This window comes from Streptomyces sp. NPDC048734, from assembly GCF_043198675.1.
GTDB lineage: Bacteria > Actinomycetota > Actinomycetes > Streptomycetales > Streptomycetaceae > Streptomyces.
Genome location: NZ_JBICUZ010000001.1, coordinates 965139 through 990616, shown reverse-complemented (window position 1 = coordinate 990616; position 25478 = coordinate 965139). Strand labels below are relative to the sequence as shown.

Annotated in this window: 26 protein-coding genes and 1 riboswitch; of the genes, 11 read left to right on the top strand and 15 right to left on the bottom strand. The window is 73.3% G+C overall.

Annotated elements, in window-relative coordinates; genetic code table 11:
- Nucleotides 1-75: 75 nt before the first annotated feature.
- The 3 genes from ACGFQC_RS04365 to ACGFQC_RS04355 all read right to left on the bottom strand — a co-directional run bounded on the left by ACGFQC_RS04365 (nucleotide 76) and on the right by ACGFQC_RS04355 (nucleotide 2214).
- Nucleotides 76-441 (bottom strand): Rv2175c family DNA-binding protein, encoded by a 366-nt coding sequence (locus ACGFQC_RS04365; protein ID WP_363087205.1) that lies wholly within the window; start codon nucleotides 439-441, stop codon nucleotides 76-78.
- Nucleotides 442-589: 148 nt separating this feature from the next.
- A complete protein-coding gene (locus ACGFQC_RS04360; RefSeq protein WP_363087204.1) occupies nucleotides 590-1831 on the bottom strand; it encodes an FAD-dependent oxidoreductase in 1242 nt (413 codons plus the stop codon).
- A gap of 32 nt (nucleotides 1832-1863) precedes the next feature.
- Nucleotides 1864-2214 carry a hypothetical protein gene (locus ACGFQC_RS04355; protein ID WP_363087203.1) on the bottom strand — a complete coding sequence of 117 codons (351 nt, stop codon included), beginning with the start codon at nucleotides 2212-2214 and terminating at the stop codon, nucleotides 1864-1866.
- Nucleotides 2215-2266: 52 nt separating this feature from the next.
- A riboswitch (TPP riboswitch) is annotated at nucleotides 2267-2378 on the top strand.
- Here ACGFQC_RS04355 and thiO point away from each other — a divergent pair.
- From thiO to ACGFQC_RS04330, 5 genes are all read left to right on the top strand, one after another.
- Entirely contained in the window at nucleotides 2376-3539 is a 1164-nt protein-coding gene (gene thiO / locus ACGFQC_RS04350) for a glycine oxidase ThiO (RefSeq protein WP_363087202.1), read from the top strand. (Overlaps the previous riboswitch by 3 nt.)
- A complete protein-coding gene (thiS, locus tag ACGFQC_RS04345) occupies nucleotides 3536-3736 on the top strand; it encodes a sulfur carrier protein ThiS (protein ID WP_363087201.1) in 201 nt (66 codons plus the stop codon). The genes thiO and thiS overlap by 4 nt, the downstream gene beginning before the upstream one ends.
- Before the next feature lie 3 nt (nucleotides 3737-3739).
- Entirely contained in the window at nucleotides 3740-4534 is a 795-nt protein-coding gene (locus ACGFQC_RS04340) for a thiazole synthase (RefSeq protein WP_363087200.1), read from the top strand.
- Nucleotides 4535-4891: 357 nt separating this feature from the next.
- On the top strand, nucleotides 4892-6832 hold the full coding sequence (gene pknB / locus ACGFQC_RS04335; protein WP_363087199.1) for a Stk1 family PASTA domain-containing Ser/Thr kinase: 1941 nt from the start codon (nucleotides 4892-4894) through the stop codon (nucleotides 6830-6832).
- Between the two features lie 121 nt (nucleotides 6833-6953).
- The gene (locus tag ACGFQC_RS04330; RefSeq protein WP_363087198.1) at nucleotides 6954-7832 is read left to right on the top strand and encodes a deoxyribonuclease IV; all 879 of its coding nucleotides are present in this window, start codon (nucleotides 6954-6956) and stop codon (nucleotides 7830-7832) included.
- Between the two features lie 46 nt (nucleotides 7833-7878).
- On the opposite strand, the gene ACGFQC_RS04325 is transcribed toward ACGFQC_RS04330, so the two are convergent.
- Nucleotides 7879-8511, bottom strand: a complete 633-nt coding sequence (locus tag ACGFQC_RS04325) for a sulfite oxidase-like oxidoreductase (RefSeq protein ID WP_363087197.1) — start codon at nucleotides 8509-8511, stop codon at nucleotides 7879-7881.
- A gap of 174 nt (nucleotides 8512-8685) precedes the next feature.
- Here ACGFQC_RS04325 and bfr point away from each other — a divergent pair, with 174 nt between their 5' ends.
- Nucleotides 8686-9165 carry a bacterioferritin gene (gene bfr, locus ACGFQC_RS04320; RefSeq protein WP_363087196.1) on the top strand — a complete coding sequence of 160 codons (480 nt, stop codon included), beginning with the start codon at nucleotides 8686-8688 and terminating at the stop codon, nucleotides 9163-9165.
- 120 nt (nucleotides 9166-9285) lie between these two features.
- Here the strand turns inward: bfr and ACGFQC_RS04315 are convergent, their stop codons facing one another.
- Nucleotides 9286-9510, bottom strand: coding sequence for a (2Fe-2S)-binding protein (locus ACGFQC_RS04315; RefSeq protein ID WP_363087195.1), 225 nt, complete (start codon nucleotides 9508-9510; stop codon nucleotides 9286-9288).
- Nucleotides 9511-9667: 157 nt separating this feature from the next.
- Nucleotides 9668-11023 (bottom strand): class II 3-deoxy-7-phosphoheptulonate synthase, encoded by a 1356-nt coding sequence (locus ACGFQC_RS04310; protein WP_363087194.1) that lies wholly within the window; start codon nucleotides 11021-11023, stop codon nucleotides 9668-9670.
- Between the two features lie 222 nt (nucleotides 11024-11245).
- Here ACGFQC_RS04310 and ACGFQC_RS04305 point away from each other — a divergent pair, with 222 nt between their 5' ends.
- Nucleotides 11246-11311: a trp operon leader peptide gene (locus ACGFQC_RS04305; RefSeq protein WP_363087371.1), complete on the top strand. Its 66-nt coding sequence runs from the start codon at nucleotides 11246-11248 to the stop codon at nucleotides 11309-11311.
- A 106-nt stretch (nucleotides 11312-11417) separates the two neighbouring features.
- Nucleotides 11418-13307: an anthranilate synthase family protein gene (locus ACGFQC_RS04300; protein WP_363087193.1), complete on the top strand. Its 1890-nt coding sequence runs from the start codon at nucleotides 11418-11420 to the stop codon at nucleotides 13305-13307.
- 358 nt (nucleotides 13308-13665) lie between these two features.
- Here the strand turns inward: ACGFQC_RS04300 and ACGFQC_RS04295 are convergent, their stop codons facing one another.
- From ACGFQC_RS04295 to ACGFQC_RS04285, 3 genes are read right to left on the bottom strand one after another with little or no spacing between them, the layout of a single operon-like run.
- A complete protein-coding gene (locus tag ACGFQC_RS04295; protein ID WP_363087192.1) occupies nucleotides 13666-14343 on the bottom strand; it encodes a response regulator transcription factor in 678 nt (225 codons plus the stop codon).
- Complete coding sequence (macS, locus tag ACGFQC_RS04290; protein ID WP_363087191.1) at nucleotides 14340-15566, bottom strand: MacS family sensor histidine kinase; 1227 nt, start codon at nucleotides 15564-15566, stop codon at nucleotides 14340-14342. Before macS ends, ACGFQC_RS04295 begins: the two co-directional genes overlap by 4 nt.
- 42 nt (nucleotides 15567-15608) lie before the next feature.
- On the bottom strand, nucleotides 15609-16379 hold the full coding sequence (locus ACGFQC_RS04285) for a lysophospholipid acyltransferase family protein (RefSeq protein ID WP_363087190.1): 771 nt from the start codon (nucleotides 16377-16379) through the stop codon (nucleotides 15609-15611).
- Between the two features lie 238 nt (nucleotides 16380-16617).
- Here ACGFQC_RS04285 and ACGFQC_RS04280 point away from each other — a divergent pair, with 238 nt between their 5' ends.
- Both ACGFQC_RS04280 and ACGFQC_RS04275 read left to right on the top strand, forming a co-directional pair.
- The gene (locus ACGFQC_RS04280) at nucleotides 16618-17397 is read left to right on the top strand and encodes an alpha/beta fold hydrolase (protein WP_363087189.1); all 780 of its coding nucleotides are present in this window, start codon (nucleotides 16618-16620) and stop codon (nucleotides 17395-17397) included.
- Nucleotides 17390-18013 (top strand): hypothetical protein, encoded by a 624-nt coding sequence (locus ACGFQC_RS04275; RefSeq protein WP_363087188.1) that lies wholly within the window; start codon nucleotides 17390-17392, stop codon nucleotides 18011-18013. Before ACGFQC_RS04280 ends, ACGFQC_RS04275 begins: the two co-directional genes overlap by 8 nt.
- A 166-nt stretch (nucleotides 18014-18179) precedes the next feature.
- On the opposite strand, the gene ACGFQC_RS04270 is transcribed toward ACGFQC_RS04275, so the two are convergent.
- From ACGFQC_RS04270 to ACGFQC_RS04245, 6 genes are all read right to left on the bottom strand, one after another.
- The gene (locus ACGFQC_RS04270) at nucleotides 18180-18935 is read right to left on the bottom strand and encodes an endonuclease/exonuclease/phosphatase family protein (RefSeq protein ID WP_363087187.1); all 756 of its coding nucleotides are present in this window, start codon (nucleotides 18933-18935) and stop codon (nucleotides 18180-18182) included.
- Nucleotides 18936-19051: 116 nt separating this feature from the next.
- Nucleotides 19052-20005 carry an ROK family glucokinase gene (locus ACGFQC_RS04265; RefSeq protein ID WP_363087186.1) on the bottom strand — a complete coding sequence of 318 codons (954 nt, stop codon included), beginning with the start codon at nucleotides 20003-20005 and terminating at the stop codon, nucleotides 19052-19054.
- Nucleotides 20006-20103: 98 nt separating this feature from the next.
- Nucleotides 20104-20604: a DUF5304 domain-containing protein gene (locus tag ACGFQC_RS04260; protein WP_363087185.1), complete on the bottom strand. Its 501-nt coding sequence runs from the start codon at nucleotides 20602-20604 to the stop codon at nucleotides 20104-20106.
- Nucleotides 20605-20660: 56 nt separating this feature from the next.
- Nucleotides 20661-21821: an ArsA-related P-loop ATPase gene (locus ACGFQC_RS04255; protein ID WP_363087184.1), complete on the bottom strand. Its 1161-nt coding sequence runs from the start codon at nucleotides 21819-21821 to the stop codon at nucleotides 20661-20663.
- A gap of 169 nt (nucleotides 21822-21990) precedes the next feature.
- Complete coding sequence (locus tag ACGFQC_RS04250) at nucleotides 21991-22431, bottom strand: SRPBCC family protein (protein ID WP_363087183.1); 441 nt, start codon at nucleotides 22429-22431, stop codon at nucleotides 21991-21993.
- A gap of 151 nt (nucleotides 22432-22582) precedes the next feature.
- Nucleotides 22583-23338: a metallophosphoesterase gene (locus ACGFQC_RS04245; RefSeq protein ID WP_363087370.1), complete on the bottom strand. Its 756-nt coding sequence runs from the start codon at nucleotides 23336-23338 to the stop codon at nucleotides 22583-22585.
- Nucleotides 23339-23675: 337 nt separating this feature from the next.
- Between ACGFQC_RS04245 and ACGFQC_RS04240 the strand changes: the two genes are divergently transcribed.
- Entirely contained in the window at nucleotides 23676-25472 is a 1797-nt protein-coding gene (locus tag ACGFQC_RS04240; RefSeq protein WP_363087182.1) for an AMP-dependent synthetase/ligase, read from the top strand.
- The last annotated feature ends 6 nt before the right edge of the window (nucleotides 25473-25478 follow it).

Below are 25478 nucleotides of genomic sequence, written 5' to 3'. Positions count from 1 at the left end.
TCCGTGGAGAGCGGCGGATCCGTGGAGAGCGGCGGATCCGTGGAGAGCGGCGGATCCGTGGAGCGGATCTCGGGCTCAGACGGCGAGCGCCTGGGCGCGGCGCTTCACCTCCGTGCCGCGGTTCTCACTCAGTGCCTGCGCCGGGGTCCCGGGCAGGGACGGGTCGGGCGTGAACAGCCACTCCAGCATCTCTTCGTCCGTGAAGCCGTCGTCCCGCAGCAGGGTCAGGGTCCCGGACAGGCCCTTGGTCACCTTGTCCTCGTCGATGAAGGCGGCGGGGACGTGCAGCGCCCTGTTCTCACCACGGCGTACGGCGACGAGCTGGCCTTCCTTGACCAGCTGCCGCACACGCGTCACGTCGACATCGAGCATCTCCGCGATGTCGGGCAGGGTGAGCCAGGCGGGGACGAGAGCATCGATCTTTGCGTCAATCTCGGTCACCCCCCAAGACTGCCATCCCGGACCGACAGTCGGTACCCGAGGCTCCCCCCAGGGGGACGGGGCCGCCGCCGGACGCCGCGGGACCCCTCCGGACGGAGCACCGGTGACGCCCCGGAGATGCCCCGGAGACGCCCCGGAGACGCCCCGGTCAGGCCGTCGCCGTCTTGAGCGGCCGCTCCGGGTCCACGAGCAGCTCCGGGTCGACCGGCGTGCCCGACTCGATCAGCCGGCGGCCCTGCGCGAGGTCGCGCGGGCGGCCCACCGCCAGCAGGGCGACCAGGCGGTCGTCGCGCAGCCAGCAGACGGTCCAGGCCGGTCCGGCGGGGTCGCCGCGCCACAGGGTGGTGTCGGCGCCGCCGTGGTGCCCGGCGTACTGGACGAAGCGGCCGAACTGCTCCGACCAGAAGTACGGGACCGGGTCGTAGACCGCGGGGGCCTCCCCGCGGGCCGTGCCGAGGATGTTCGCGGCGACCGTGCGCGGGCCCTGGAGGGCGTTGTCCCAGTGGTGGACCAGGAGGCGCTCGTCGTACCGCCCGGAGGGGAAGGACGCGCAGTCGCCGACCGCGTACACGTCGGGCAGGGAGGTGCGCAGGCCGGCGTCGGCCACGACCTCGCCGTGCCGGCCCAGCTCGATGCCCGAGCCGGTCAGCCAGGCCGTGGCGGGGCGGGCGCCGATGCCGACCACGACGGCGTCGGCGGGCAGCCGGGACCCGTCGTCGAGGAGGACCGCGCCGGGCTCGACGCGCCGCACGCGCGCGTGGGTGCGCAGTCCGGTGCCGCTGTCTGCGTACCAGGCGGTCATCGCGGCGGCGACGTCGGCGGGCAGGGCGCCGGCCAGCGGCCGGTCTGCGGCCTCGACGACGGTGACCGCGCAGCCGGCCTCGCGCGCGGCGGTGGCGAACTCGGCGCCGATCCAGCCGGCGCCGACGACGACGATGTCGTGCCGGCCGGCGAGCACCGGCCGCAGCCGTTCGGCGTCGTCCAGGGTGCGCAGCAGATGGACGCCGGGAACGCCCTCGGCGCCGGGCAGCCGGATCGGTTCGGCGCCGGTGGCGAGCACGAGGACGTCGTACGGGACGGGCCCGGACTCGGTGTCGAGTTCGTGGTCGGCGGGGCGGACGCCGAGGGCCTCGCTGCCGAGCCGGAGTTCGACGTCGAGGCTCTCGAAGTCGACGTCGAAGGCGGAGTGCTCGGCCTTGCCGAGCAGGACGGCCTTGGACAGCGGGGGCCGGTCGTAGGGCTGGTGGGGTTCGGCGCCGACGACGATCACCGTGCCGTCGAAGCCCTGTTCGCGCAGGGCGACCGCGGTCTGCACCCCGGCCATCCCCGCGCCGACGACGACCACCCGTCGCGCCGCCCGCCCGTCTTCTTCCCGCGTCTGCTCGCTCACCCGATCACCTTAGACAGCTGACGTGTCGTCAGTCAGCCGTCCTGCTCCGTGATCTGCTCCACCACGCTGGTCCCGCTGCCGGCCCGCGACTCCCACTGCCAGGTCTCGTCGAGGCGCAGCCGCCCGTCGGGCAGCTCGACGACCGTGGACGCGCAGTGCCCGGACGACGTCGTCCCGTCGCGCCCCAGCTGGACGTACCGGAAGTCCAGCCGGTCCCCCCGCCGGGTGCCCACGAGATGCCCGCGGACGACGTCGCCGCCCGCGTAGTCGGCCCAGACGACGCCGTCGCGTTCGCGGTACGTGAAGCGGGTGCGGGTGCCGACCTGACCGGGGGCCTGGTCGGCCACCGGGGCCAGGACCAGGCCGTCGAGCGAACGGGCCACGAGAGGAGGCTCCCTTACCGAGACGGAGGACGGGGGACTAGGGTGGCCAACCTAGAGCACTCGCGGGAGCCCGGACGCACCGGGCTGAGAGGGAGGCTGGCGGCCTCCGACCGTACGAACCTGATCCGGGTCATGCCGGCGAAGGGAGGGGCTGGACGCCCATGTCCTCAGTCACGTCGGACGTCCTCGTCGTCGGGGGCGGCATCATCGGGCTGGTCACCGCGTGGCGGGCCGCGCAGCGCGGGTTCGCCACGGTGGTGCTGGATCCCGAGCCGGGCGGCGGGGCCGCACAGGTGGCGGCCGGGATGCTGGCCGCCGTCTCCGAACTGCACCACGGCGAACAGACACTGCTCGGTCTGAACCTGGAATCGGCCCGCCGCTACCCGGACTTCGCGGCCGAGCTGACCGAACTGACCGGCCACGACCTCGGCTACCGCCGCTCCGGGACCCTCGCGGTCGCGCTGGACGCCGACGACCGCGCCCACCTGCGGGAACTGCACGCCCTGCAACGGCGGTCGGGGCTGGACTCGGAGTGGCTGTCCGGCCGGGAGTGCCGGCGGCTGGAGCCCCTGCTCGCGCCCGGGGTGCGGGGCGGACTGCGGGTGGACGGGGATCACCAGGTCGATCCGCGGCGGCTGGTGGCGGCGCTGGTGGCCGCCTGTGAGCGGACGGGCGTGGCCTTCCACCGCGACCGGGCGGAGCGGCTGACGGTGTCGGCCGGGCGCGCCACGGGAGTGCGCACGCGCGCGGGTACGACGCTCGCGGCGCGGCAGGTGGTGCTCGCGGCGGGCAGCCTCAGCGGGCGGCTCGCGGGCGTCCCGGCAAAGGTGCTGCCGCCGGTGCGGCCGGTGAAGGGGCAGGTGCTGCGGCTGACCGTGCCGCGGCGGTACGCGCCGTTCCTGACCCGGACGGTCCGGGCCGTGGTGCGCGGCAGCCAGGTCTACCTGGTGCCGCGCGAGAACGGCGAGCTGGTCGTCGGGGCGACGAGCGAGGAACTGGGCTGGGACACGACGGTGACGGCGGGCGGCGTGTACGAGCTGCTGCGGGACGCCCACGAACTGGTCCCCGGGATCACCGAGCTGCCGCTCACCGAGACCCGCGCGGGGCTGCGTCCCGGCTCACCGGACAACGCGCCGCTGCTCGGGCCGACCGGGCTGGACGGACTGCTGCTGGCGACCGGGCACTACCGCAACGGCGTGCTGCTGGCGCCGGTCACCGGGGACGTGCTGGCGCACGCGCTGGTCACCGGCGAACTCCCCGCCGAGGCCCGTCCCTTCACCCCCCGGCGCTTCCACGCCGCCGCACTCTCGGAGCAGCCCGCATGAAGATCTCGGTGAACGGTGAGCGGCGCGAGGTCGCTCCCGGCACGGCCCTCGACAGCGTCGTACGGTCCCTGACGCCGGCGTCCTCCGGGGTGGCCGCGGCCCTCAACGAAACCGTCGTCCCGCGCGCGCGGTGGTCCGCCACCGCCCTCTGCGACGGAGACCGCGTGGAAGTCCTCACCGCCGTCCAGGGAGGCTGAGCCATGGCCGACGATCCCTTCGTCCTCGGCGGTACGGCGTACTCGTCCCGTCTGATCATGGGGACGGGCGGCGCGCCCAGCCTGGAGGTGCTGGAGCGGGCGCTGGTCGCGTCCGGCACCGAGCTGACCACCGTCGCGATGCGGCGGGTGGACCCCTCGGTGCACGGGTCCGTGCTGTCGGTCCTGGAACGGCTCGGCATCCGGGTGCTGCCGAACACGGCGGGGTGTTTCACGGCCGGGGAGGCGGTCCTGACGGCACGGCTGGCGCGGGAGGCGCTGGGCACCGACCTGGTCAAGCTGGAGGTCATCGCCGACGAGCGGACGCTGCTCCCCGATCCGGTCGAGCTGCTGGACGCGGCGGAGACGCTGGTCGACGACGGGTTCACGGTGCTGCCGTACACGAACGACGATCCGGTGCTGGCGCGGAAGCTGGAGGACGTCGGGTGTGCGGCGGTGATGCCGCTGGGCTCGCCGATCGGGTCCGGACTGGGCATCCGCAACCCCCACAACTTCCAGCTGATCGTCGAGAACGCGCGCGTGCCGGTGATCCTGGACGCGGGCGCCGGTACGGCGTCGGACGTGGCGCTGGCGATGGAGCTGGGGTGCGCGGCGGTGATGCTGGCGTCGGCGGTGACGCGGGCGCAGGAGCCGGTGCTGATGGCCCGGGCGATGCGGAGGGGCGTGGAGGCGGGGAGGCTGGCCAGGCTCGCGGGCCGCATTCCCCGCCGTCACTTCGCGCAGGCGTCGTCGCCGGGGGAGGGCCGCGCCGCCCTCGACCCGGAACGGCCGGCCTTCTGACGACGTCTCCCCCGCGCCGTCCGTCCCGGCCCCGCACCGTCCGCCCCGGCCCCGCACCGTCCGCCCCGGCCCCGCACCGTCCGCCCCGGCCGGGCGGTGGCCGTCGCCGGGGGGCCGGGCGCCGTCGGCGGCCGGGTGCCCGTGCGGGTGGGCGCCCGCGCGGGTGGGCGCCCGCGCGGGTGGGCGCCCGTGCGGGTGGGCGCCCGTGCGGGTGGGCGCCCGTGCGGGTGGGTGACGGCTCCGGGCGGACGGGCACGCCGCTCCGGTCGTGCCGCTCGTCACAGGTCCGCTTCAGTCCCGCTGCGATACCGGTGTGAGCGGTGAGGGGTGCCGGTGCGGGCTCGTAGACTCGCCTGCGTGGACACGACCCTTCAGGACCCTCTGGTCGGGCAGGTGCTCGACGGGCGTTATCGCGTGGACGCGCGGATCGCGGTCGGCGGGATGGCCACGGTCTACCGGGCCGTGGACACCCGCCTCGACCGCGTCCTCGCGCTCAAGGTGATGCACCCGGCCCTCGCGGCCGACGCCTCCTTCGTCGAGCGCTTCATCCGCGAGGCCAAGTCCGTGGCCCGGCTGGCACACCCGAACGTCGTCCAGGTGTTCGACCAGGGGGCCGACAGGTCGTACGTCTACCTCGCGATGGAGTACGTCGCCGGCTGCACCCTGCGGGACGTGCTGCGCGAGCGCGGTGCCCTCCAGCCGCGGGCCGCGCTGGACATCCTGGAGCCGGTCCTCGCCGCGCTCGGAGCCGCGCACCGCGCCGGGTTCGTGCACCGGGACATGAAGCCGGAGAACGTGCTGATAGGGGACGACGGCCGGGTCAAGGTCGCCGACTTCGGCCTGGTCAGGTCCGTGGACACCGTGACCAGCACCACCGGGGCCGTCCTCGGTACCGTCGCCTACCTCGCGCCCGAGCAGATGGAGCAGGGCACCACCGACGCACGCGTGGACGTCTACGCCTGCGGGGTCGTGCTCTACGAGATGCTGACCGGCGACAAGCCGCACGACGGCGACACCCCCGCCGTGGTGCTCTACAAGCACCTCCACGAGGACGTGCCGCCGCCCTCCGCCGCCGTCCCCGGTATGGCGTTCGCGCTGGACGAGCTGGTGGCCTCGGCCACCGCCCGCACCCCCGGCGTCCGCCCGGCGGACGCCGTGGTCCTGCTCGCGCAGGTCCGCGAGGCGCGGGCCGCGCTCGACGAGGCCCAGCTGGACGCGCTGCCGCCGCAGGCCCTGTCGGCGGACCGCGACATCGCCGAGGACCGCACCAGCGTGATCCCGCGCTCGCTCACGGTCCCGCGCCTCCTGCCCGTCGACGAGGACGCGGACGGGCACGTGGGCGACGGGGACCCGACGAACCGGACGTCCCGGTTCGCGGCGGAGCCGCCGCCGCCCCGGCGCCGCCCGGTGCGGCCCCGCCGCGAACTGGTCGCGATCGTCGCCGCCGTCCTGCTGGTGCTCGGTGTCGGCGCGGGCGTCTGGTACATCAACTCGGGCCAGTTCACCAAGGTCCCGGGGGTCCTCACCCAGACCGAGGCGCAGGCCAGACAGCGGCTGGAGGCGGCCGGGCTGGACGTCGGCGAGGTGCGGCACGCCTACAGCGACACGGTCGAGCGCGGCACCGTCATCAGCACGGACCCGGAGCCGGGCGCTCGCATCCGCGCCAACGACTCGGTGACCCTCACCGTCTCCGACGGCCCCGAGACGGTGAAGGTGCCGGACGTGAAGGGCTCGCGGCTGGACAAGGCCAAGGACCTGCTGAAGACGGACGGGCTGGAGCCCGGCCTGGTCACCGAGGCGTTCAGCGAGGACGTCGTCAAGGGCTTCGTGATCAGCAGCAGCCCGCAGGCCGGCACCGAGCGGCGGGCGGGCTCGGCGGTCTCCCTCGTCGTCAGCAAGGGCAGTCCGATCGAGGTCCCGGACGTCACCGGCCAGGACCTGGACGACGCGCGGGCCGAGCTGGAGGAGGCCGGCCTGGAGGTGGAGGTCTCCGCCGGGGAGGTCACCTCCGAGTTCGACAAGGGCCAGGTCGCCGCCCAGTCGCCGGGCGCGGACGAGGAGGTCGCCGACGGCGACACGGTGACGCTGACCCTGTCCAAGGGCCCGGAGATGGTCGAGGTCCCGGACGTGGTGGGCGCGAGCGTGGACGACGCCAAGGCCGAGCTGGAGAAGGCCGGCTTCGAGGTGGACGAGGACCGCGGCCTGCTGGGTCTGTTCGGCGACACGGTCAAGAGCCAGTCCGTGGACGGCGGCGAGACGGCCCCCAAGGGATCGACGATCACGATCACCATCCGGTGACGGTGCCGCCCGCCCGCACCCCGGCGCCCGCGGCCCGTCCCGCGCGGCGGGGCGACAGGGGTGACGGGGGAGACCGCCCTCCGGTGACCGGGCGGCGCCGGGGGCATGACACCCTGAACGGGTGAGTTCCGCGCACCCCTTCCCCTCCCGCAATCCCGTCGGCGGCCACGTCCCGGTGGCCGGCGGGCTGCACTCCGTGGGCATGTCCTACGCCCATGACCTCAAGGCCGAGACGATCCAGGTCTTCGTCGCCAACCCGCGCGCCTGGGCCACCCCGGCGGGCAACCCGGCGCAGGACGAGGCGTTCCGGGAGGCCTGCGCCGCGGAGTCGATCCCGGCCTACGTGCACGCGCCGTATCTGATCAACTTCGGTTCGCACACCGAGGCGACGGCACAGCGGTCGGTGGAGTCCCTGCGGCACTCGCTGCGCCGGGGGCGGGAGATCGGCGCGCTGGGCGTGGTCGTGCACACGGGGAGCGCGACGGGCGGACGGGACCGGGACGTGGCCCTGAAGCAGGTCCGGGAGTACCTGCTGCCCCTGCTGGACGAGCTGACCCACGACGACGACCCGTTCCTGCTGCTGGAGTCGACGGCCGGGCAGGGCGCCTCGCTCTGCTCGCGGACCTGGGACTTCGGGCCGTACTTCGAGGCGCTGGACGCCCATCCGAGGCTCGGCGTCTGCCTGGACACCTGCCACGTCTTCGCGGCCGGGCACGACCTGGCCGGTCCGGCGGGCATGCACCAGACCCTCGATCTGCTGGTGGACACGGTCGGCGAGGGCCGGCTGAAGCTGATCCACGCCAACGACTCCAAGGACGTGGTGGGCGCCCACAAGGACCGGCACGAGAACATCGGCGCGGGTCACATCGGCGAGGACCCGTTCCGCGCGCTGATGACGCACCCGGCGACCGCGGGCGTACCGCTCGTGATCGAGACGCCCGGGGGCAGGGAGGGGCACGCGGCGGACGTGGAGCGGCTGAAGAAACTCCGGGACGGCTGATCCGCCCCTTCTAAGCTGTGCCCGGATGTCCCGGGGACGCCGGGGCTCAGAGTTCGGGGCCGTCCCCGGGCTCCTCCTGGTAGGAGTAGCGCTGCTCTTTCCAGGGGTCGCCGATGTTGTGGTAGCCGCGTTCCTCCCAGAAGCCGCGGCGGTCGGCGGTCATGTACTCGACACCGCGGACCCACTTGGGGCCCTTCCAGGCGTAGAGGTGGGGCACGACCAGGCGCACCGGGAAGCCGTGCTCGGCGGTGAGCAGTTCGCCGTCCTTGTGGGTGGCGAAGAGGGTGTGCTCGGCGGCGAAGTCCGACAGCCGCAGGTTGGAGCTGAAGCCGTACTCCGCCCAGACCATGACGTGGGTGACGTCGGCGGCGGGCGGCACGGCCTCCAGGATGGTCCGGGCGGGGACGCCGCCCCATTCGGCGCCGAGCATGCTGAACTTCGTCACGCAGTGCAGATCGGCCACCACGGTGGCGTACGGGAGGGCGGTGAACTCCTCGTGGGTCCAGCAGCGCTTGTCGCCGTCGGCGGTGCCGCCGAAGACCCTGAACTCCCAGCGCTCGGGCCGGAACTTGGGCACCGGGCCGTAATGGGTGACAGGCCAGCCCCGCTGAAGTCGCTGCCCCGGCGGAAGCTCGGACGCTGCTGCTTCTCCTGGTTCTCGCTCCACCGGATGCCCCATGACTCCATCCTGACAGACCCCGGCCGGTGCGAATGACCAAGCATGACCAGAATCGGGCAATCGGCATCAAGTATGGGTCAACTTACTAAGTGCGCACTTACTGGACGATCTTCCGCGCCGGTGACATCATTCGGCGGCAACCTCCCGAATCCCCGTGCGGAAGGAGCCTCTGCGATGCAGGGCGACCCCGAGGTCCTCGAGTTCCTCAACGAGCAGCTCACCGGCGAGCTGACCGCGATCAACCAGTACTTCCTGCACGCGAAGATGCAGGAGAACCTCGGCTGGACGAAGCTCGCGAAATACACGCGGCACGAGTCGTTCGACGAGATGAAGCACGCGGAGATCCTGACCGACCGGATCCTGCTCCTGGACGGCCTGCCGAACTACCAGCGACTGTTCCACGTACGCGTGGGGCAGACGGTCAAGGAGATGTTCGAGGCCGACCGGCAGGTCGAGGTGGAGGCGATCGACCGCCTCAAGCGGGGGATCAAGGTGATGCGCGAGAAGGGCGACATCACGTCCGCGAACGTCTTCGAGTCGATCCTCGAGGACGAGGAGCACCACATCGACTACCTCGACACCCAGCTGGACCTGGTGGAGAAGCTCGGCGAGGCGCTGTACATCGCGCAGCTGATCGAGCAGCCGGAGAGCTGAGACGCGGCGGAAGGGCCGGGACCCGACGGACAGCCCCGGCGGGAACCGGCGGGAACCGGCGGGAACCGGCGGGAACCGGCGGGAACCGGGAAGGCCCGGCGGTTCCCGCCGGGCGGGCGCTCAGGCGGCTTCGTCGAGCGCGGTGAGGGCCGGCCGCCCCTGGTCGGCCAGGTCGCGGCGCGGGCAGGCGCCCCGGCCGAGGATCGCCTGGATGCGGCGGACGCACGAACCGCAGTCCGTGCCCGCCTTGCAGGCGGAGGCGATCTGGCGGGGCGTACAGGCGCCGTCGTCCGCATGCTGCTGGACCTGCGCTTCCGTCACTCCGAAGCAGCTGCAGACGTACACGCGGACACCTCCCGCCGAGATCGATTAGGTTTACCTAACCTTACCCGGCACCCAGAGGCCGCAAAAGGGAGAGGGGGCGCGGATCGTATGTGATCCGCGCCCCACTTCGGTTCCGGTGACGGGCGAAGCCGCCACCGGTCTGCCGCATCACCGGCCGCTACTGGTCCCGGTACATCTCCGCGACGAGGAACGCCAGGTCGAGCGACTGGCTGCGGTTGAGCCGCGGGTCGCAGGCGGTCTCGTAGCGCTGGTGGAGGTCGTCGACGAAGATCTCGTCGCCGCCGCCCACGCACTCGGTGACGTCGTCGCCGGTCAGCTCGACGTGGATGCCGCCGGGGTGGGTGCCGAGGCCCTTGTGGACCTCGAAGAAGCCCTTGACCTCGTCGAGCACGTCGTCGAAGCGGCGGGTCTTGTGGCCGGAGGCCGCCTCGAAGGTGTTGCCGTGCATCGGGTCGGTCACCCAGGCGACGGTCGCGCCCGAGGCGGTGACCTTCTCGACCAGCTCCGGCAGCTTGTCGCGGACCTTGTCGGCGCCCATGCGGACGACGAAGGTCAGCCGGCCCGGCTCCCGGTCGGGGTCGAGGCGCTCGATGTACTGCAGCGCCTCCTCGGCCGTCGTCGTCGGACCGAGCTTGATGCCGATGGGGTTGCGGATCTTCGAGGCGAACTCGATGTGCGCGTGGTCCAGCTGGCGGGTGCGCTCGCCGATCCACACCATGTGCGCGGAGACGTCGTACAGGCGGCCGGTGCGGGAGTCGACACGGGTGAGGGCCGACTCGTAGTCGAGGAGCAGCGCCTCGTGGGAGGCGTAGAACTCGACCGTCTTGAACTCCTCCGGGTCCGCCCCGCAGGCGTGCATGAAGTGGAGCGCCTGGTCGATCTCGCGGGCGAGCTGCTCGTAACGCTGGCCGGAGGGGGACGACTTCACGAAGTCCTGGTTCCAGGCGTGGACCTGGCGCAGGTCGGCGTAGCCGCCGGTGGTGAAGGCGCGCACCAGGTTCAGCGTGGAGGCGGACGCGTGGTACATCCGCTTCAGGCGCTCGGGGTCCGGGACGCGGGCGGCCTCGTTGAAGTCGAAGCCGTTGACCGAGTCACCGCGGTACGTCGGCAGGGTCACGCCGTCGCGGGTCTCGGTGTTCTTGGAGCGCGGCTTGGAGTACTGGCCCGCGATCCGGCCCACCTTCACGACCGGCACGGAGGCCGCGTACGTGAGGACGGCGCCCATCTGCAGGAGCGTCTTCAGCTTCGCCCGGATGTGCTCGGCGGACACCGCGTCGAAGGACTCGGCGCAGTCACCGCCCTGCAGCAGGAACGCCTCCCCCCGAGCGACCGCGGCCATCCGTGCGCGGAGCTGGTCGCACTCACCGGCGAACACCAGCGGGGGATACGTCTCGAGCTCGGCGATCACTTCGCGCAGAGCCTCGGCATCCGGGTACTCGGGCTGCTGCGCCGCGGGCAGGTCTCGCCACGTCGCCTGAGCGGCGACACTTCGGGAATCAGCGTTCACGGTCACGCGCCCAACAGTACGCGGTCGGTCCGTGCGTCCATTGCCGCGCTCAGCCTGTGAGACGGGTCTGTCCCGGCTCACCGGGCCGGGACAGAGCCTGGCAGCCCCGCCGCCGCGGGGGGCGAACCGCACCCGTCGAAGCGGGGTCCTCAGCCTCGGGCCGCCCCCGCGCGGCGGGGAGCACACCTCGCCGAACGGGGCGGAGCCGGACGCGTCACATCGTGTACCGTGCACCCCGTGTTCGCGCTTTCGACCCAGAACTGGTGGTGGACCGCTCATCCGGCGGCCCACTGACTGCGCGTACGCAAGACTTCGCGAAGGCCGCCCGAAGGGGCGGCCTTCGGTGTTTCCGGGCCCGGCCGTCCCTGTCGACTCTCCCACCGAGAAGGACACGGACCCCATGCATCTGCTCGACCTCCTGACCGACCCCCGCCCGTTCGCCCTGCTGCGCCGCCGGGCGCCGGGCCGGGCCGCCGAGGACGGCGCCACCGTGGAGCTGCTCCTCGGCCCGGTCGCCGTCCGCGAGCGGCTCGCCGACCTGCCCGACGAGGGCCTCGCACTGGTGCCGTTCCGCCAGATCCGCGAGCGCGGCTTCGACGTCCGCGACGACGGCACGCCGCTGTCCGTCCTGATCCCCGAGGAGCGGTACGAGATCCCGCTCGCCGAGGCGCTGGAGCAGCTCCCCGCGCACGAGGTGCGCGTCGAGGGCGGTGGCTTCGACGTCGGCGACGAGGAGTACGCGGAGATCGTCGGGCGGGTGCTGCGGGAGGAGATCGGGCGGGGCGAGGGGGCGAACTTCGTCATCCGGCGGACGTACGAGGGCGCGGTCCCGGGATTCGGGAGGGCCGACGCGCTCGCGCTGTTCCGGCGGCTGCTGGAGGGCGAGCGGGGCGCGTACTGGACGTTCGTCGTGCACACCGGGGACCGGACGCTGGTGGGCGCCAGCCCCGAGGTGCACGTGCGGATGTCGGGCGGCACGGTCGTGATGAACCCGATCAGCGGGACGTACCGCTATCCCGACGGGGGGCCGACGCCGGGGCACCTGCTGGACTTCCTCGCCGACGGCAAGGAGATCGAGGAGCTGTCGATGGTCGTCGACGAGGAGCTGAAGATGATGTGCACCGTCGGCGACATGGGCGGGGTGGTGGTCGGGCCGCGGCTGAAGGAGATGGCCCACCTCGCGCACACCGAGTACGAGCTGCGCGGGAAGTCCTCGATGGACGTGCGCGATGTGCTGCGGGAGACGATGTTCGCGGCGACCGTCACGGGTTCGCCGGTGCAGAACGCCTGCCGGGTCATCGAGCGGCACGAGGCCGGCGGGCGCGGCTACTACGGGGCAGCGCTGGCGCTGATCGGGCGGGACTCCGGCGGGGCCCAGACCCTCGACTCCCCCATCCTCATCCGCACCGCCGACATCGACGCGGCCGGCCGGCTGCGGGTGCCGGTCGGGGCGACGCTGGTGCGCGGTTCGGACCCGGCGGGCGAGGTCGCGGAGACGCACGCCAAGGCGGCGGGCGTGCTGGCGGCCCTCGGCGTCCGGCCGGGAAGGCCGCGGGCCGAGCGGGTGCGGGCCCGGCTGGCCGACGATCCGCGGGTGCGGGCGGCGCTGGACGGTCGCCGGGCCTCGCTGGCGCCGTTCTGGCTGCGGATGCAGGAGCGGTCCCGGGAACTGACCGGGCACGCCCTGGTGGTCGACTGCGAGGACACCTTCACGGCGATGCTCGCGCACGTCCTGCGCTCGTCCGGGCTGGAGGTCACCGTCCGGCGTTACGACGAACCGGGACTGCGGGCGGCGGTGCTCGCGCACGGGGGTCCCGTGGTGCTGGGCCCGGGTCCGGGTGATCCGTCCGACCTGGCCGACCCCAGGATGCGGTTCCTGCGGGAGCTGACCGCGCGGGTCGTCGGGGAGCACCGGCACGGGGTGCTGGGCGTGTGCCTCGGGCACGAACTGATCGCGGCGGAGCTGGGGCTGGACATCGTGCGGAAGGAGGTGCCGTACCAGGGGGCGCAGACGCGGGTAGAGCTGTTCGGGCGGGAGGAGACCGTCGGGTTCTACAACAGCTTCGTGGCGCGGTGCGACGACGACGCCCGGCAGGAGCTGACCGCGCACGGGGTGGAGGTGAGCCGGGCTGCGAACGGGGAGGTGCACGCGCTGCGCGGGCCCGGGTTCGCCGGCGTGCAGTTCCATCCGGAGTCGGTGCTCACGCTGGACGGGACGGCGATCGTGCGGGAGCTGATGGCCCGGCTGCGGGACACCGGCAGCCGGTCCGAGCGGCGGCCGGCGCTCTAGGGTCTTTCCTTTGGAGCATGCCGGGCTCGCGGGGTCCGGCACCGCTCCCCCGCTCCCGGCTCCGCCCGAGCGGGAGGTACCCCCCCCCGCCGCGTTGTCGTCGGTCGCCAGGGCCCCGCCCCGACTCCCTCCTCCGCCTCGCGAGGCTCCCCCTGCCCGAAAGGCGTGGGAGGTGCCCCCGGCACCGGACCCCGCTCCCTGCTCCGGCCCGATCCAGACGAAAGACCCTGGGCCGGTGCAGCCGGGGCTGCCCGGCACACGCTCCCGTCGACGGCGGCCCCGGGGTCGGCGCCTGCGGGGACCCGGCGGTGCCGCGACCGGCGCCGGCGGGGTGCTCCCCGGCGGCTCGGCGGCGGGGTCACTCGTCGTCGAGGCCGCGCTCTATCGCGTACCGCACCAACTCCACGCGGTTGTGCAGCTGGAGCTTGCCGAGGGTGTTCTGCACGTGGTTCTGGACCGTGCGGTGCGAGATGACGAGGCGTTCGGCGATCTGCTTGTAGCTCAGGCCCTTGGCGACCAGGCGCAGCACCTCGGTCTCGCGGTCGGTGAGCCGGGGCGCGTCCGGTTCGTCGGTGCCGGACGCCGGGCCGGGGCCGGAGGCCAGCCGCCGGTACTCGCCGAGCACCAGTCCGGCCAGGCCCGGTGTGAACACCGGGTCGCCGACGGCGGTGCGGCGCACCGCGTCCAGCAGTTCCTCCGTGGACGCCGACTTCAGCAGGTAGCCGGTCGCGCCGGACTTCACCGCCTCCAGTACGTCGGCGTGCTCGCCGCTCGCGGACAGCACCAGGACGCGCAGTGCCGGGTCGGCGGCGACGACCTCCTTGCAGACCTGGACGCCCGGCTTGGCTGGCAGGTTGAGGTCCAGGACGAGGACTTCGGGCGAGGTGGCCCTGGCGCGGCGCACGGCCTGCTCGCCGTCGCCGGCGGTGGCGACCACGTCGAAGCCGGACTCGGCGAGGTCGCGGGCGACGGCCTCGCGCCACATGGGGTGGTCGTCGACCACCATCACCTTGATCGGGTCCTGTCCGCTGCTCATCGTGTGCCTGCCTTCCCCCGCTTGACGTGCTGTTTCGGTACCGTCAGTTCGACCTCGGTGCCCTGTCCCGGCGTCGACACCAGCTCGGCCCCGCCGCCGAGGTCGCGCAGCCGGCCCCGGATGGACTGGGCGACCCCGAGCCGCCCCTCGCCCTCGGCCTGCGCCAGCCGGCCCTCCGCGATGCCCGGTCCGTCGTCCCGTACGGTCACGATCACCGCGTCGGGCTCGTCCTCGACCAGGATCCAGGCCCGTGCCTGCTCCCCCGCGTGCCGGCGCACGTTGTCCAGCGCGGCCCCGACCGCCGCGGCCAGCTCCCGGGCGGCGGCCGGGGCCAGCAGGACCGGGGCGCCGGGTTCGGCGAGGCTGACCCGGGCAGCGGCGAAGGGGGCGAGCAGCGCGCGCAGGTCGACCGGACCGGCCTCGTCGTCGTCACTCTCGTCCACCGCGACGACGACGGCTCCCTCGGCGGCGTCCCGCGACACCCGGGAGACCGGGACGAGGCCGCCGGAGACCAGGGTGCGCAGGGCGACCTCCTGCTCGCCGGCCATCCGGCCCAGCTCGGCCGCCTCGCCGCCGATGACCGCGCCGCGCCGCTGCACCATGGCGAGCACCTGGAGCACGCTGTCGTGGATGTCGCGGGCGAGCCGCTCCCGCTCGCGGGTCGCGGCCTCGATCTCCAGGGCACGGGCGAGGGTGCGCTCGGAGGCGCGGGCGACCTCGACGACGTACCCGATGGCGATGGAGGCGACCCAGACGAGGATCACGTTGTGGACGGTGTCGCGGGCCGGGTGACCGCGCTCGATCAGGTTGGCGGCGGCCACCGGGGTGGAGGCGAACGCCGCCCAGCGCCAGCCGCCCTTGATGGCGAACGCCAGGACCGAGCCGGCCGTCCATATCGAGGGCAGGGTGGGACCGCTGTCCTGGATGTGCTGGTCGCTGACGACCAGCGGGGTGAGGAGGATGCCGGTGAGCGCGACGAGGAGGTCGGCGGTGAGGAAGCGCTTGGTGCACGCCGTCGCGTTCTGCACGTGGGGCAGGGTGGCGAGCGTCCAGCCGCACAGGACGGCGAAGTAGGCGACGGCGATGCCGGGCCGGTCGTAGCCGTCGTGGTCGGCGACGAAGAGGCCGACCGCGTACAGCATGGTCAGCACCCGGTAGGCGGTGAGCGCACGCCACAGCGGCAGCTCGACCGACATCCTCATGACTCTCTCGCGCTTGGGCACTTCCCCCACCCCCTGAGCCCGGCCTGATCCGAAGGACGGGCCCTAGGGCTCGCTCCGCCCGGACTTCTCCTTCTTCGCCTGTTCCCTCTCGGCCTGTGCGAGGGCGGCCTTCGCGGCCTTCTCCGCTTCCCTGTCGGCCTTCGCCGCCTCCGCGATCTGCCGCTTGGCGGCCGTCGCGTAGACGTCGACGTACTCCTGGCCGGAGAGCTTCATGATCTCGTACATGACCTCGTCGGTCACCGCCCGGAGCACGAAACGGTCGTGTTCCATGCCGTGGTAGCGGCTGAAGTCCAGCGGCCTGCCGATGCGGATGCCGGGCCGCATGATCTTCGGCATCACCTGGCCGGGCGGCTGGATCTTCTCCGTGTCGATCATCGCGACCGGGATCACCGGGGCGCCGGTGGCGAGCGCCACGCGCGCGAGGCCGCCCGGCTTGCCGCGGTAGAGCCGGCCGTCGGGCGAGCGGGTGCCCTCCGGGTAGATCCCGAACAGCTCACCGCGCTCCAGCACGCCTATCCCGCTCCTGATCGCCGCCTCGCCCGCGCCGCGGGCGCCGGAACGGTCCACGGGGAGCTGTCCGACACCCTTGAAGAAGGCCGCCGTCAGCCGGCCCTTCACGCCGGGCGTGGTGAAGTACTCGGCTTTCGCGATGAACGTGACCTTGCGGTCGAGGACCGCGGGGAGGAAGAACGAGTCCGAGAAGGAGAGGTGGTTGCTCGCCAGGATCGCGGGGCCCTCGGCGGGCACGTTCTCCAGGCCCTCCACCCAGGGCCTGAAGATCATCTTCAGCGGCCCCCCGACGGAAACCTTCATCGCGCCGTACAACAACCGAGTGCCTCCTGTAAGTGTCGCTCAGACCTTAACCCGGAGTGGTGGCTTGAGGCTTCGACGACCCTGGTCGGTGTCGGTGCGGTCGCGTACGGTGAACCTCACGTCCGTCCATTGCGGAAGTCCCGTCGCGGAAGCCCCGTCGAGAAGCGCCACCGAAGACCCCACCGAGAAACTCCAGCGAGAAGCCCCCATCGAGAACGACGAAGACAGGAGACCGAAGGTGCCGGTCCTTCCTGGAGCCGAGCCGTACCGCCACGAGGGCGGGGAGGTAGGGATCCTCCTCTGTCACGGCTTCACCGGTTCCCCGCAGTCGCTGCGTCCCTGGGCGCGGCATCTGGCCGGGCACGGCCTGACCGTCTCGTTGCCCCTGTTGCCGGGCCACGGCACGCGCTGGGAGGACATGGCGCTCACCGGCTGGCCCGACTGGTACGCGGAGGTGGACCGGGAGCTGCGCGTCCTGCGGGAGCGGTGCGCGCGGGTGTTCGTGGCCGGGCTCTCGATGGGCGGCGCCCTGGCGCTGCGGCTCGCCGCCCGGCACGGCGACGCGGTCGAGGGCGTCGTGGTGGTCAACCCGGCGAACCGGGTGCACGGTCTGTCCGCCCGCGCGCTTCCGGTGGCGCGTCACCTCGTGCGCACGACGAGGGGGATCGTCAGCGACATCGCGAAGGAGGGGGCGCTGGAGGTCGGGTACGACCGGGTGCCGCTGCACGCGGCGCACTCGCTGCGGACCTTCCTCCGGCTGGTCGACGGCGAACTGCCGCAGGTCACCCAGCCGCTGCTGCTCCTGCGCAGTGTGCGGGACCATGTGGTGCCGGCCGCCGACTCCGCCCGGATCCTGAGCCGGGTGTCGTCGACGGACGTGACCGAGGTCCTGCTGGAACAGAGCTGTCACGTGGCGACGTTGGACCACGACGCGGACCGGATCTTCGAGGAGACTCTCACGTTCATCGGCCGGCTCGCACCCCGTGTCGGCAAGGAAGGGACGACAGCAGGTGGCTGAGCACGACTCCGACCGCGAGGACCGTGAGGACCGCGAGGACGGCCGCGACCACGAGCCGGAGCAGAGCGTGCCCTTCGACGAGGAGGCCGCGTGGGCGGCGATCGTCGCGGGGTACGGCGACGAGCCGGTGGACCCGCCGGGCGCCAAGCCGTTCAAGTCGGTCGAGGACCTGGCGCTCCTGGAGGCGGAGACCAACGACGAGGGTCCGGTGAGCGGCGCGCCCTCGGGCGCGGGCCCCGTGGAGGAGCCCGCCGAGGAGAAGAAGCCGGCCGGGCCGCTGGGCAGTTCGGTCTCCTTCGCCCCCGGTGTCGGACCGCGCGACTACTCGCCGGCCGAGCCCGCCGCGACGGACCCCGACGGGGACGACGAGGGGCACTTCGTGCCGCCCGAGCCGCCGCCGCTGCCCGAGGCCGACGCGACGGCCAAGTTCGCCTGGCTCGGGGTGATCGGCGGTCCGGTCCTGCTGCTGCTGGCGATCCTGCTCGGCTGGGAGATGACCTGGTGGCTGACGACGATCTGCATCGGCGGCTTCCTCGGCGGCTTCGCCACGCTGGTGATGCGCATGCGCCCGGACGACGAGGACGACGAGGATCCGGGGCGGGGCGCGGTCGTCTGAGGACCGCGCACCCGCGCGCCGTCGCTCCGCGCCGGACGCTGCGAGGGCGCCGGGACCGGCCGGTGAGCCCTGGCCGTCCGGTGGCCGTGGCCGTCCGCGGCACGGACTCAGCGGGCTCACCTGACGCGCGCACCGCGCGGCCCCGGCCCGCCGTCCGGCGGTCGGTTCAGCCGGCGGGCACCCGCAGGGCGGCCAGGACCGGCAGGTGGTCCGTGGCCGTCCTCAGGTCCGTGTCCGTGACGCCCGGGAGGCCGAGGGGGACCCCGCAGCCCAGCACCTCCACGCCCTTCGTCGCGAGGAGGGCGTCGATGCGGCGGTCCGGACGGGCGGGCGGGAAGGTGTTCTCGCCGCCCCAGGGTGCCGTCGTACGGCAGTCCTGGAGTGCGGCGGTCAGGCGGGTGAAGGCGCGTCCGCCGGGGCGCTCGTTGAGGTCGCCGCCCGCGACGGCGTGCTCCACGCCCAGTCCGGCGAGCCGGTCGAGGAGCATCCCGGCCTGCTCGTACCGCTCGGCCCCGTCCAGGCCGAGGTGACAGCTGAGGACACCGAGGCGGGCGCCCGCGAACCGGACCACGGCGGTGGCGAAGCCCCGTCGGTGGTGTCCGGGGGTGAGAGGCAGGAGCACGTCCTCGGTGCGTTCGACGGTCGCCCGCAGCGAGCACAGGACGGCGGGGCCCGCGGCCGTGCCGCCGCCGGTGAGGACGACCTGCCCGGAGGCGGCCGCGAGCCGGGCCAGCTTCTTGCGCCAGCGGAAGAACCGCGGGGCCTCCTGGACCAGGACCAGGTCGGGGGCGCAGGCGGTGATCACTCGGGCGAGGGCGGCGGTGTCGTCGCGCATCGAGCGGATGTTGTAGCCGAGGACGCGGATCACGGCGGAGCCGTCGGGTTCGGTACGGGGTTCCGGGAGCGGCGGGGGCGTCACCATGCCGTCACGATACGGGCTGACCGCCCGGCGGGGGTGAGGATCCCGGGCGGCCGCGGGCGTGGTTCCCCGCGCCCCCGAAGGGGTGCGGGGAACAGCCGCGCGTCAGGCAGCCGCCCTCACATGATCGGGTCGGGCTCGCGGGCCAGGTCGGCCGCGCCCACCAGCCCCGCCTTGTTGCCCAGCCGGGCCGCGATCACGTCCGCCACCGGGCGCCAGTTGCCGCCGACCAGCCACCGCTTGTAGGACTTGCGGATCGGGTCGAGGACCAGGTCGCCCTCGTCCGAGAGGCCGCCGCCGACGATGAAGGCGGACGGGTCGAACAGGGAGGCCAGGTCGGCGAGGCCGGCGCCGGCCCAGCGGGCCAGCTCGCGGTAGGAGTCCACGGCGACCGGGTCGCCCTGGCGGGCGGCCATGGAGATGTGCTTGCCCTCGATGCCGTCGGGGGTGCCGTCGCCGAGCGCGAGCAGTACCTCGGCGCGCTCCGGGGTGGCGTTGGCGCGCTGCTTGGCGTACCGCACGAGGGCGCGGCCGGAGGCGTACTGCTCCCAGCAGCCCTGCGAGCCGCAGCCGCACAGCAGCCCGTCCGGGACCATGCGGATGTGGCCGAACTCGGCGGCCACGCCGAAGTGGCCGCGGCGCAGCTTGTTGCCGATGATGATGCCGCCGCCGAGGCCGGTGCCGAGCGTGATGCAGATGACGTTGCGGTGGCCCTTGCCCGCGCCGAACTTGTACTCGCCCCAGGCCGCGGCGTTGGCGTCGTTCTCCACGACGACCGGCAGGCCGACGCGGGTCTCGACCTTCTCCTTGAGCGGCTCGTTGCGCCAGTCGATGTTGGGCGCGAAGTAGACCGTGGAGCGCTGGCGGTTGACGTAACCGGCGGCGCCGATGCCCACGCCGACGATCTCGTGCCCGGCGCGCGCGCCCTCCACCGCGGAGGCGATGGCGTCCACGATGCCCTCGGGCGTACCCGGGGTCGGCACCTTGAAGGTCGAGAGGATGTTGCCTTCCTCGTCGACCACGCCGGCCGCGATCTTCGTGCCGCCGATGTCGACGCCGATGGTGAGTCCCATGAATCCCTCAGTTTCGGTCGAGCCCCGCTACGGCCAACCGTACCCGAGGGGGCGGCGCCGCTACCGCGCGAGCGCCGCCCGGGTGCCGGGAAGGACCGTCAGTCGAGATCGATGCGCTGGCCGGGGCCGGTGCCCCCGTCGTCGTCGCGGGGGTGGGCCGGGTCCTCGCGCGGATCGGCGGTGCGGGCCGTCCAGCGCCGCTCCTGCTGCTGGACGGCGGAGCGGTAGGCGGCGAGCAGTTCGCCGCCCGCGGCGGCCAGGTGGTCGAAGACGTCCGGGTTGCGCTCGATGACGGGTTCGACGGCCGCCCTGGCCTGCTGGACGACCTGGCGGACCACCTGCTGGGCGGCGGGCCCGGCGACCGCGCCGAGCAGGGGGGACTGGAGGCCGGAGAGCTTGTCGGCGACCGTGTCGAGAAGCCTGCGCAGTTCCTCGGCGGCCGATCCCTGGGGCACGCCCTGCTCCGCCCGGCGGCGGGCCTTCTCCGCCGCCATGTCCTCGGCGCAGGCGGTCGCCCAGGCGTCGGCGTCGGTGGCGCGAGGTACCTCGTCGGTGGTCTGGCGCTCACCGGGGTCCGACGGGGGAAGCTCTTCGCTCATGACGGGCTCCTGACTACGTTTCGTCCCTCCGACGTTACCCGAACGGCGGAACGCCCTCACCGGGTCCGCGGCCAGAGCGCGGGATCCGGCGCGAACCGCACGCGCAGTTCGCCGTCGCGCAGGGCGGCGCCCACCACGGTGCAGCGGCGCAGGGCGGAGGGCAGCGGGACGATCCGGCGGAACGGACCGGCGGTGACGACGAGTTCGTCGCCGCGGCGGACCAGGTCCAGCCCGTCGCGTACGGCGCCGGGCAGCGGGAGGTGCCACACCAGGACGCCGTCCGCGCCGATCCGGTCCTCCACCGGCCACTCGACCGGGGAGGCCGCCGGGTTGACGCCGGGCACGGCCAGGGCGGTCAGGTCGTCGTCCCCGCGGGGGTCGCGGCCGAGGTGCCCGACGGTCCGCGCGCCGGTCCACTCCCCCAGGGTCTTCTGCTGCTGGGCGTGGAGCCCGGCGAACGCGCCGTCGCCGGCGTCCCCGGGCAGGACGCGGTTGGCGAGGAGCGCCTCGACGGGCAGGCCGCGCAGGGCCAGGCCGAGGCGGGCGTCGCGGACGGCGTCGGCGCCGGCCGGCCCCGGCTCGGCCACCAGCCGCACGGAGGTCCCCCGGTCGGCGAGGACGGCCTGCACCGCGGCCAGTTCCACGTCCCAGCGGGCGGCCGTCTCGTACAGCCACTCGGCGGGCATGGGGACGCCGGCCAGGCGGCCGAGGACGGGGCGCAGGGCGCGGGCGGCCTGCCGCTCCGGGGGGAGCAGCCGGCGCAGGTAGCGCCGCAGTTCCTCCGGGAGGGCGAGCAGGGCGAGGGCCTGCGGGGCGGGCGGCAGGTCGACGACGAGGAGGTCGTGGGTCCCGGCGAGGGCGGCGTCGCGCAGGGCGCGCAGCAGGGTCAGTTCCTCCGCGCCGGGCAGCGGGGTGACCTCCTCCGGGTCGAGCCGGGAGGCGCCGAGCAGGTCCAGGACGGTGGATGCGCGGTCCTGGAAGGAGGTGAGGTCGTCCCGGAAGCCCGCGGTGGCGTCGGGGCGCCAGGCGGTGAGGTCCGGGCCCGCCTGCACCGGTACCGCGCCCGTCGCCGTGCCGAGGGCCGCGCCCAGGGTGTCGGTGCGGTCGGCGCTGAGCACGAGGGTCCTCACGCCCGCGCGGGCCGCCCCGAGCGCGGTGGCCGCGGCGACGGTCGTACGGCCGCTGCCGCCGGGGCCGGTGATCAGGATGGTGCGCATGAGGGTGAACGGTAACGGACGTCGGGGTGGTGCCCCGGTGGCCGACGGCAGGACGGGGGCCGGGGCCGGGGCGGCCGGGGGCAGTCCTCGCGGCGGCCCGCACCGACGCCGGGTGACCGGCTACCGGCTACCGGCTACCGGCTACCGGCTACCGGCGTCGGGTTACCGGCTACCGGCCCGACTCGACCCGCTTCTTGAGGCCCGCCAGCGCCCGGTCGATGATGACCTTCTCCGCCTTGCGCTTGATCATGCCCAGCATGGGGATCTTGACGTCGACCGTCAGCTGGTAGGTGACCTCGGTCGCCCCCGCCCCCGCGGCCCTGAGGATGTACGAGCCGTCCAGGGAGCGCAGCATCTGGGACTTCACCAGCGTCCAGGAGACCTCGTGCTCGCCGGTCCAGGTGTAGGCCAGCGTCTGGTCGTCCTTGATCGCGCCCGCGTCCATGACCAGCCGCACCCGCTCGGCGCGTCCCGCCGCGTCGGCCGCCAGGACCTCCGCCTCCTTGACCTCGCCGGTCCAGTCCGGGTAGCGGGCGAAGTCGGCGATGACCGCCATGACGTCGGCCGGTGCCGCCTCGATCGTGATGCTCGAGCTGGTGTATTCCGCCATCGCGGTGGCTCCTCCAGATGCGGTCCGGTAGGGAGGGATCCCCCGTGCGCGAGCGTGCGCACGTGTGTGCAGCGTGAAGGCTACCGCGCGCCCGACCAGCCGCCTTCACCCCGTGGGGCACGGCGGCCCGTGCCGTGCCGCGCGACGGCGTTCACCACTGCAGCGCCCACGGCTTCCCGGTCCCCGCGAAGTGCCCGACGTTGACGCACTCGGTCGCCCCGATCCGCATCCGCCGGACCAGCGGCTGGTGGACGTGGCCGAAGAGGGAGTAGCGGGGCCGGGTGCGGCGGATGGCCTCCAGCAGCGCGCGGCTGCCGCGTTCGAAGCGGCGCGCGACGGTGTCGTAGACGAGTTCCGGCACCTCGGGCGGGATGTGCGTGCACAGGACGTCGACCTCGCCGACGGCCTCGATCTTCGCGGCGTACTCCTCGTCGCTGATCTCGTAGGGGGTGCGCATCGGGGTGCGCAGGCCGCCGCCCACGAAGCCGAAGACCCGGCCGCCGATCTCCACGCGCTCCCCGTCGAGCACGGTGGTGCCGGGACCGGCGTACTCCGGCCACAGTGCCGGCATGTCGACGTTGCCGTAGGTGGCGTACGTCGGCGTCGGGAAGGCGGCGAACATCTCGGCGTACTGCCTGCGCACCGCCCGCTCGATCACCGCGGCCCGGTCCTCGCCGACCCCGGCCCACAGCCGGGCGCCCAGCTCACGGGCCTCGGCGAAGCGGCGGGCCGTGCGCAGCTCGACGATGCGGTGGGCGTTCTCCACGCCGAACAGGTCGGGGAAGATGCCGCGGGAGTGGTCGGCGTAGTCGAGGAAGAGGACGAGGTCGCCCAGGCAGACCAGCGCGTCCGCGCCCTCGCCGGCCCGGGACAGATCGCGCGCGTTGCCGTGCACGTCGCTGACCACGTGGATACGTGTGCCGGGGTTCCCGGACGGTGTGGAGGCCATGTCGATCAAGGGTAGGCCCGTGCGGCATACGTGAACAGTGCCGGTGAAACCTGCCGTTACTGGCCGGTCGGTTTTCGGGTGGACTACCGTACGGACTGCAACATCCATCTGTGTGACGCAGCGAACATCTCGCCAGGACCCCCTGTCGAAGAAGCCATACCGGCGGGTAACGTCCGGGCAGTCCAGTCGTGCTCAGCATTTCAACCACCGATGCGCGAGCACTTGCCCGAGCCTTGGACCGCACCGTCGCATCGCACAACGTCGTGGCGCCGGCGCCCTATGAGGAGCAGCAGTCTTGCGCGAGTTCAGCCTTCCGGCTTTGTACGAGGTCCCCGCGGACGGCAATCTGACCGACATCGTCCGGAGAAACGCCGCGCAGCATCCCGACGTCGCCGTCATCGCCCGCAAGGTCGACGGCGTCTGGCAGGACGTCACGGCCACGGCCTTCCTGGCCGAGGTGCACGCGGCGGCCAAGGGCCTCATCGCCTCCGGCGTCCAGCCGGGCGACCGCGTGGGCCTGATGTCCCGCACCCGTTACGAGTGGACACTGCTCGACTTCGCGATCTGGTGCGCGGGCGCCGTCACCGTGCCGGTGTACGAGACCAGCTCGCCCGAGCAGGTGCAGTGGATCCTCTCCGACTCGGGCGCGACGGCCTGCGTCGTCGAGCTGGACAACCACAACGCCGCCGTCGAGTCGGTGCGCGAGACCCTGCCGGCCCTGAAGCACGTCTGGCAGATCGAGGACGGCGGCGTCGAGGAGCTGCGGCGGCTGGGCACGGGCGTCTCCGACGAGGCCGTGGAGGAGCGCAGTTCGCTCGCCAAGGCCGACGACCCGGCCACCATCGTCTACACCTCCGGCACGACCGGCCGGCCCAAGGGCTGCGTGCTCACCCACCGCAGCTTCTTCGCCGAGTGCGGCAACGTGGTGGAGCGGCTGCGCCCGCTGTTCCGCACCGGCGAGTGCAGCGTGCTGCTGTTCCTCCCGCTCGCGCACGTCTTCGGCCGCCTGGTGCAGATCGCCCCGATGATGGCGCCGATCAAGCTGGGCACGGTCCCGGACATCAAGAACCTCACCGACGAACTGGCGTCCTTCCGGCCGACGCTGATCCTCGGCGTGCCGCGCGTGTTCGAGAAGGTCTACAACGCGGCGCGGGCCAAGGCGCAGGCGGACGGCAAGGGCTCGATCTTCGACAGGGCGGCGGACGCCGCGATCGCGTACAGCAAGGCGCTGGACACCCCGTCGGGCCCGTCGATCGGCGTGCGGATCAAGCACAAGGTCTTCGACAAGCTCGTCTACGGCAAGCTGCGCGCGGTGCTCGGCGGCAGGGGCGAGTACGCCATCTCCGGCGGCGCCCCGCTGGGCGAGCGCCTCGGCCACTTCTTCCGCGGCATCGGCTTCACCGTCCTGGAGGGCTACGGCCTGACGGAGTCCTGCGCGGCGACCGCGTTCAACCCGTGGGACCGGCAGAAGATCGGCACGGTCGGCCAGCCGCTGCCGGGGTCGGTCGTGCGCATAGCGGACGACGGCGAGGTGCTGCTGCACGGCGAGCACCTGTTCAAGGAGTACTGGAACAACCCCGGCGCGACCGCGGAGGCGCTGGCCGACGGCTGGTTCCACACCGGCGACATCGGCACCCTGGACGAGGACGGCTACCTCAGGATCACCGGCCGCAAGAAGGAGATCATCGTCACCGCGGGCGGCAAGAACGTCGCCCCGGCCGTGATCGAGGACCGCATCCGGGCGCACGCTCTGGTCGCGGAGTGCATGGTGGTGGGCGACGGGCGGCCGTTCGTGGGCGCGCTGGTCACCATCGACGAGGAGTTCCTGGGCCGGTGGGCCGCCGACCACGGCAAGCCGGCGGGCTCCACCGCGGCGTCGCTGCGCGAGGACGCCGACCTGCTGTCGGCGATCCAGTCGGCGGTCGACGACGGCAACGCCGCGGTCTCGAAGGCGGAATCGGTGCGGAAGTTCCGCGTCCTGTCCGCCCAGTTCACGGAGGACTCGGGCCACCTCACCCCGTCGCTGAAGCTCAAGCGCAACGTCGTGGCGAAGGACTACGCGGCGGAGATCGAGGCGATCTACGCGAAGTAGGGGCGA

What these genes read in the sequence shown, in the direction of transcription:
- ACGFQC_RS04250 (WP_363087183.1), bottom strand. Translation starts at nt 22,431, where the DNA reads ATGGCGGAATACACCAGCTCGAGCATCACGATCGAGGCGGCACCGGCC.
- ACGFQC_RS04300 (WP_363087193.1), top strand. Translation starts at nt 11,418, where the DNA reads ATGCATCTGCTCGACCTCCTGACCGACCCCCGCCCGTTCGCCCTGCTG.
- ACGFQC_RS04295 (WP_363087192.1), bottom strand. Translation starts at nt 14,343, where the DNA reads ATGAGCAGCGGACAGGACCCGATCAAGGTGATGGTGGTCGACGACCAC.
- ACGFQC_RS04270 (WP_363087187.1), bottom strand. Translation starts at nt 18,935, where the DNA reads ATGGTGACGCCCCCGCCGCTCCCGGAACCCCGTACCGAACCCGACGGC.
- ACGFQC_RS04340 (WP_363087200.1), top strand. Translation starts at nt 3,740, where the DNA reads ATGGCCGACGATCCCTTCGTCCTCGGCGGTACGGCGTACTCGTCCCGT.
- ACGFQC_RS04255 (WP_363087184.1), bottom strand. Translation starts at nt 21,821, where the DNA reads ATGCGCACCATCCTGATCACCGGCCCCGGCGGCAGCGGCCGTACGACC.
- thiO (WP_363087202.1), top strand. Translation starts at nt 2,376, where the DNA reads ATGTCCTCAGTCACGTCGGACGTCCTCGTCGTCGGGGGCGGCATCATC.
- ACGFQC_RS04260 (WP_363087185.1), bottom strand. Translation starts at nt 20,604, where the DNA reads ATGAGCGAAGAGCTTCCCCCGTCGGACCCCGGTGAGCGCCAGACCACC.
- bfr (WP_363087196.1), top strand. Translation starts at nt 8,686, where the DNA reads ATGCAGGGCGACCCCGAGGTCCTCGAGTTCCTCAACGAGCAGCTCACC.
- ACGFQC_RS04285 (WP_363087190.1), bottom strand. Translation starts at nt 16,379, where the DNA reads ATGAAGGTTTCCGTCGGGGGGCCGCTGAAGATGATCTTCAGGCCCTGG.
- ACGFQC_RS04325 (WP_363087197.1), bottom strand. Translation starts at nt 8,511, where the DNA reads ATGGGGCATCCGGTGGAGCGAGAACCAGGAGAAGCAGCAGCGTCCGAG.
- ACGFQC_RS04265 (WP_363087186.1), bottom strand. Translation starts at nt 20,005, where the DNA reads ATGGGACTCACCATCGGCGTCGACATCGGCGGCACGAAGATCGCGGCC.
- thiS (WP_363087201.1), top strand. Translation starts at nt 3,536, where the DNA reads ATGAAGATCTCGGTGAACGGTGAGCGGCGCGAGGTCGCTCCCGGCACG.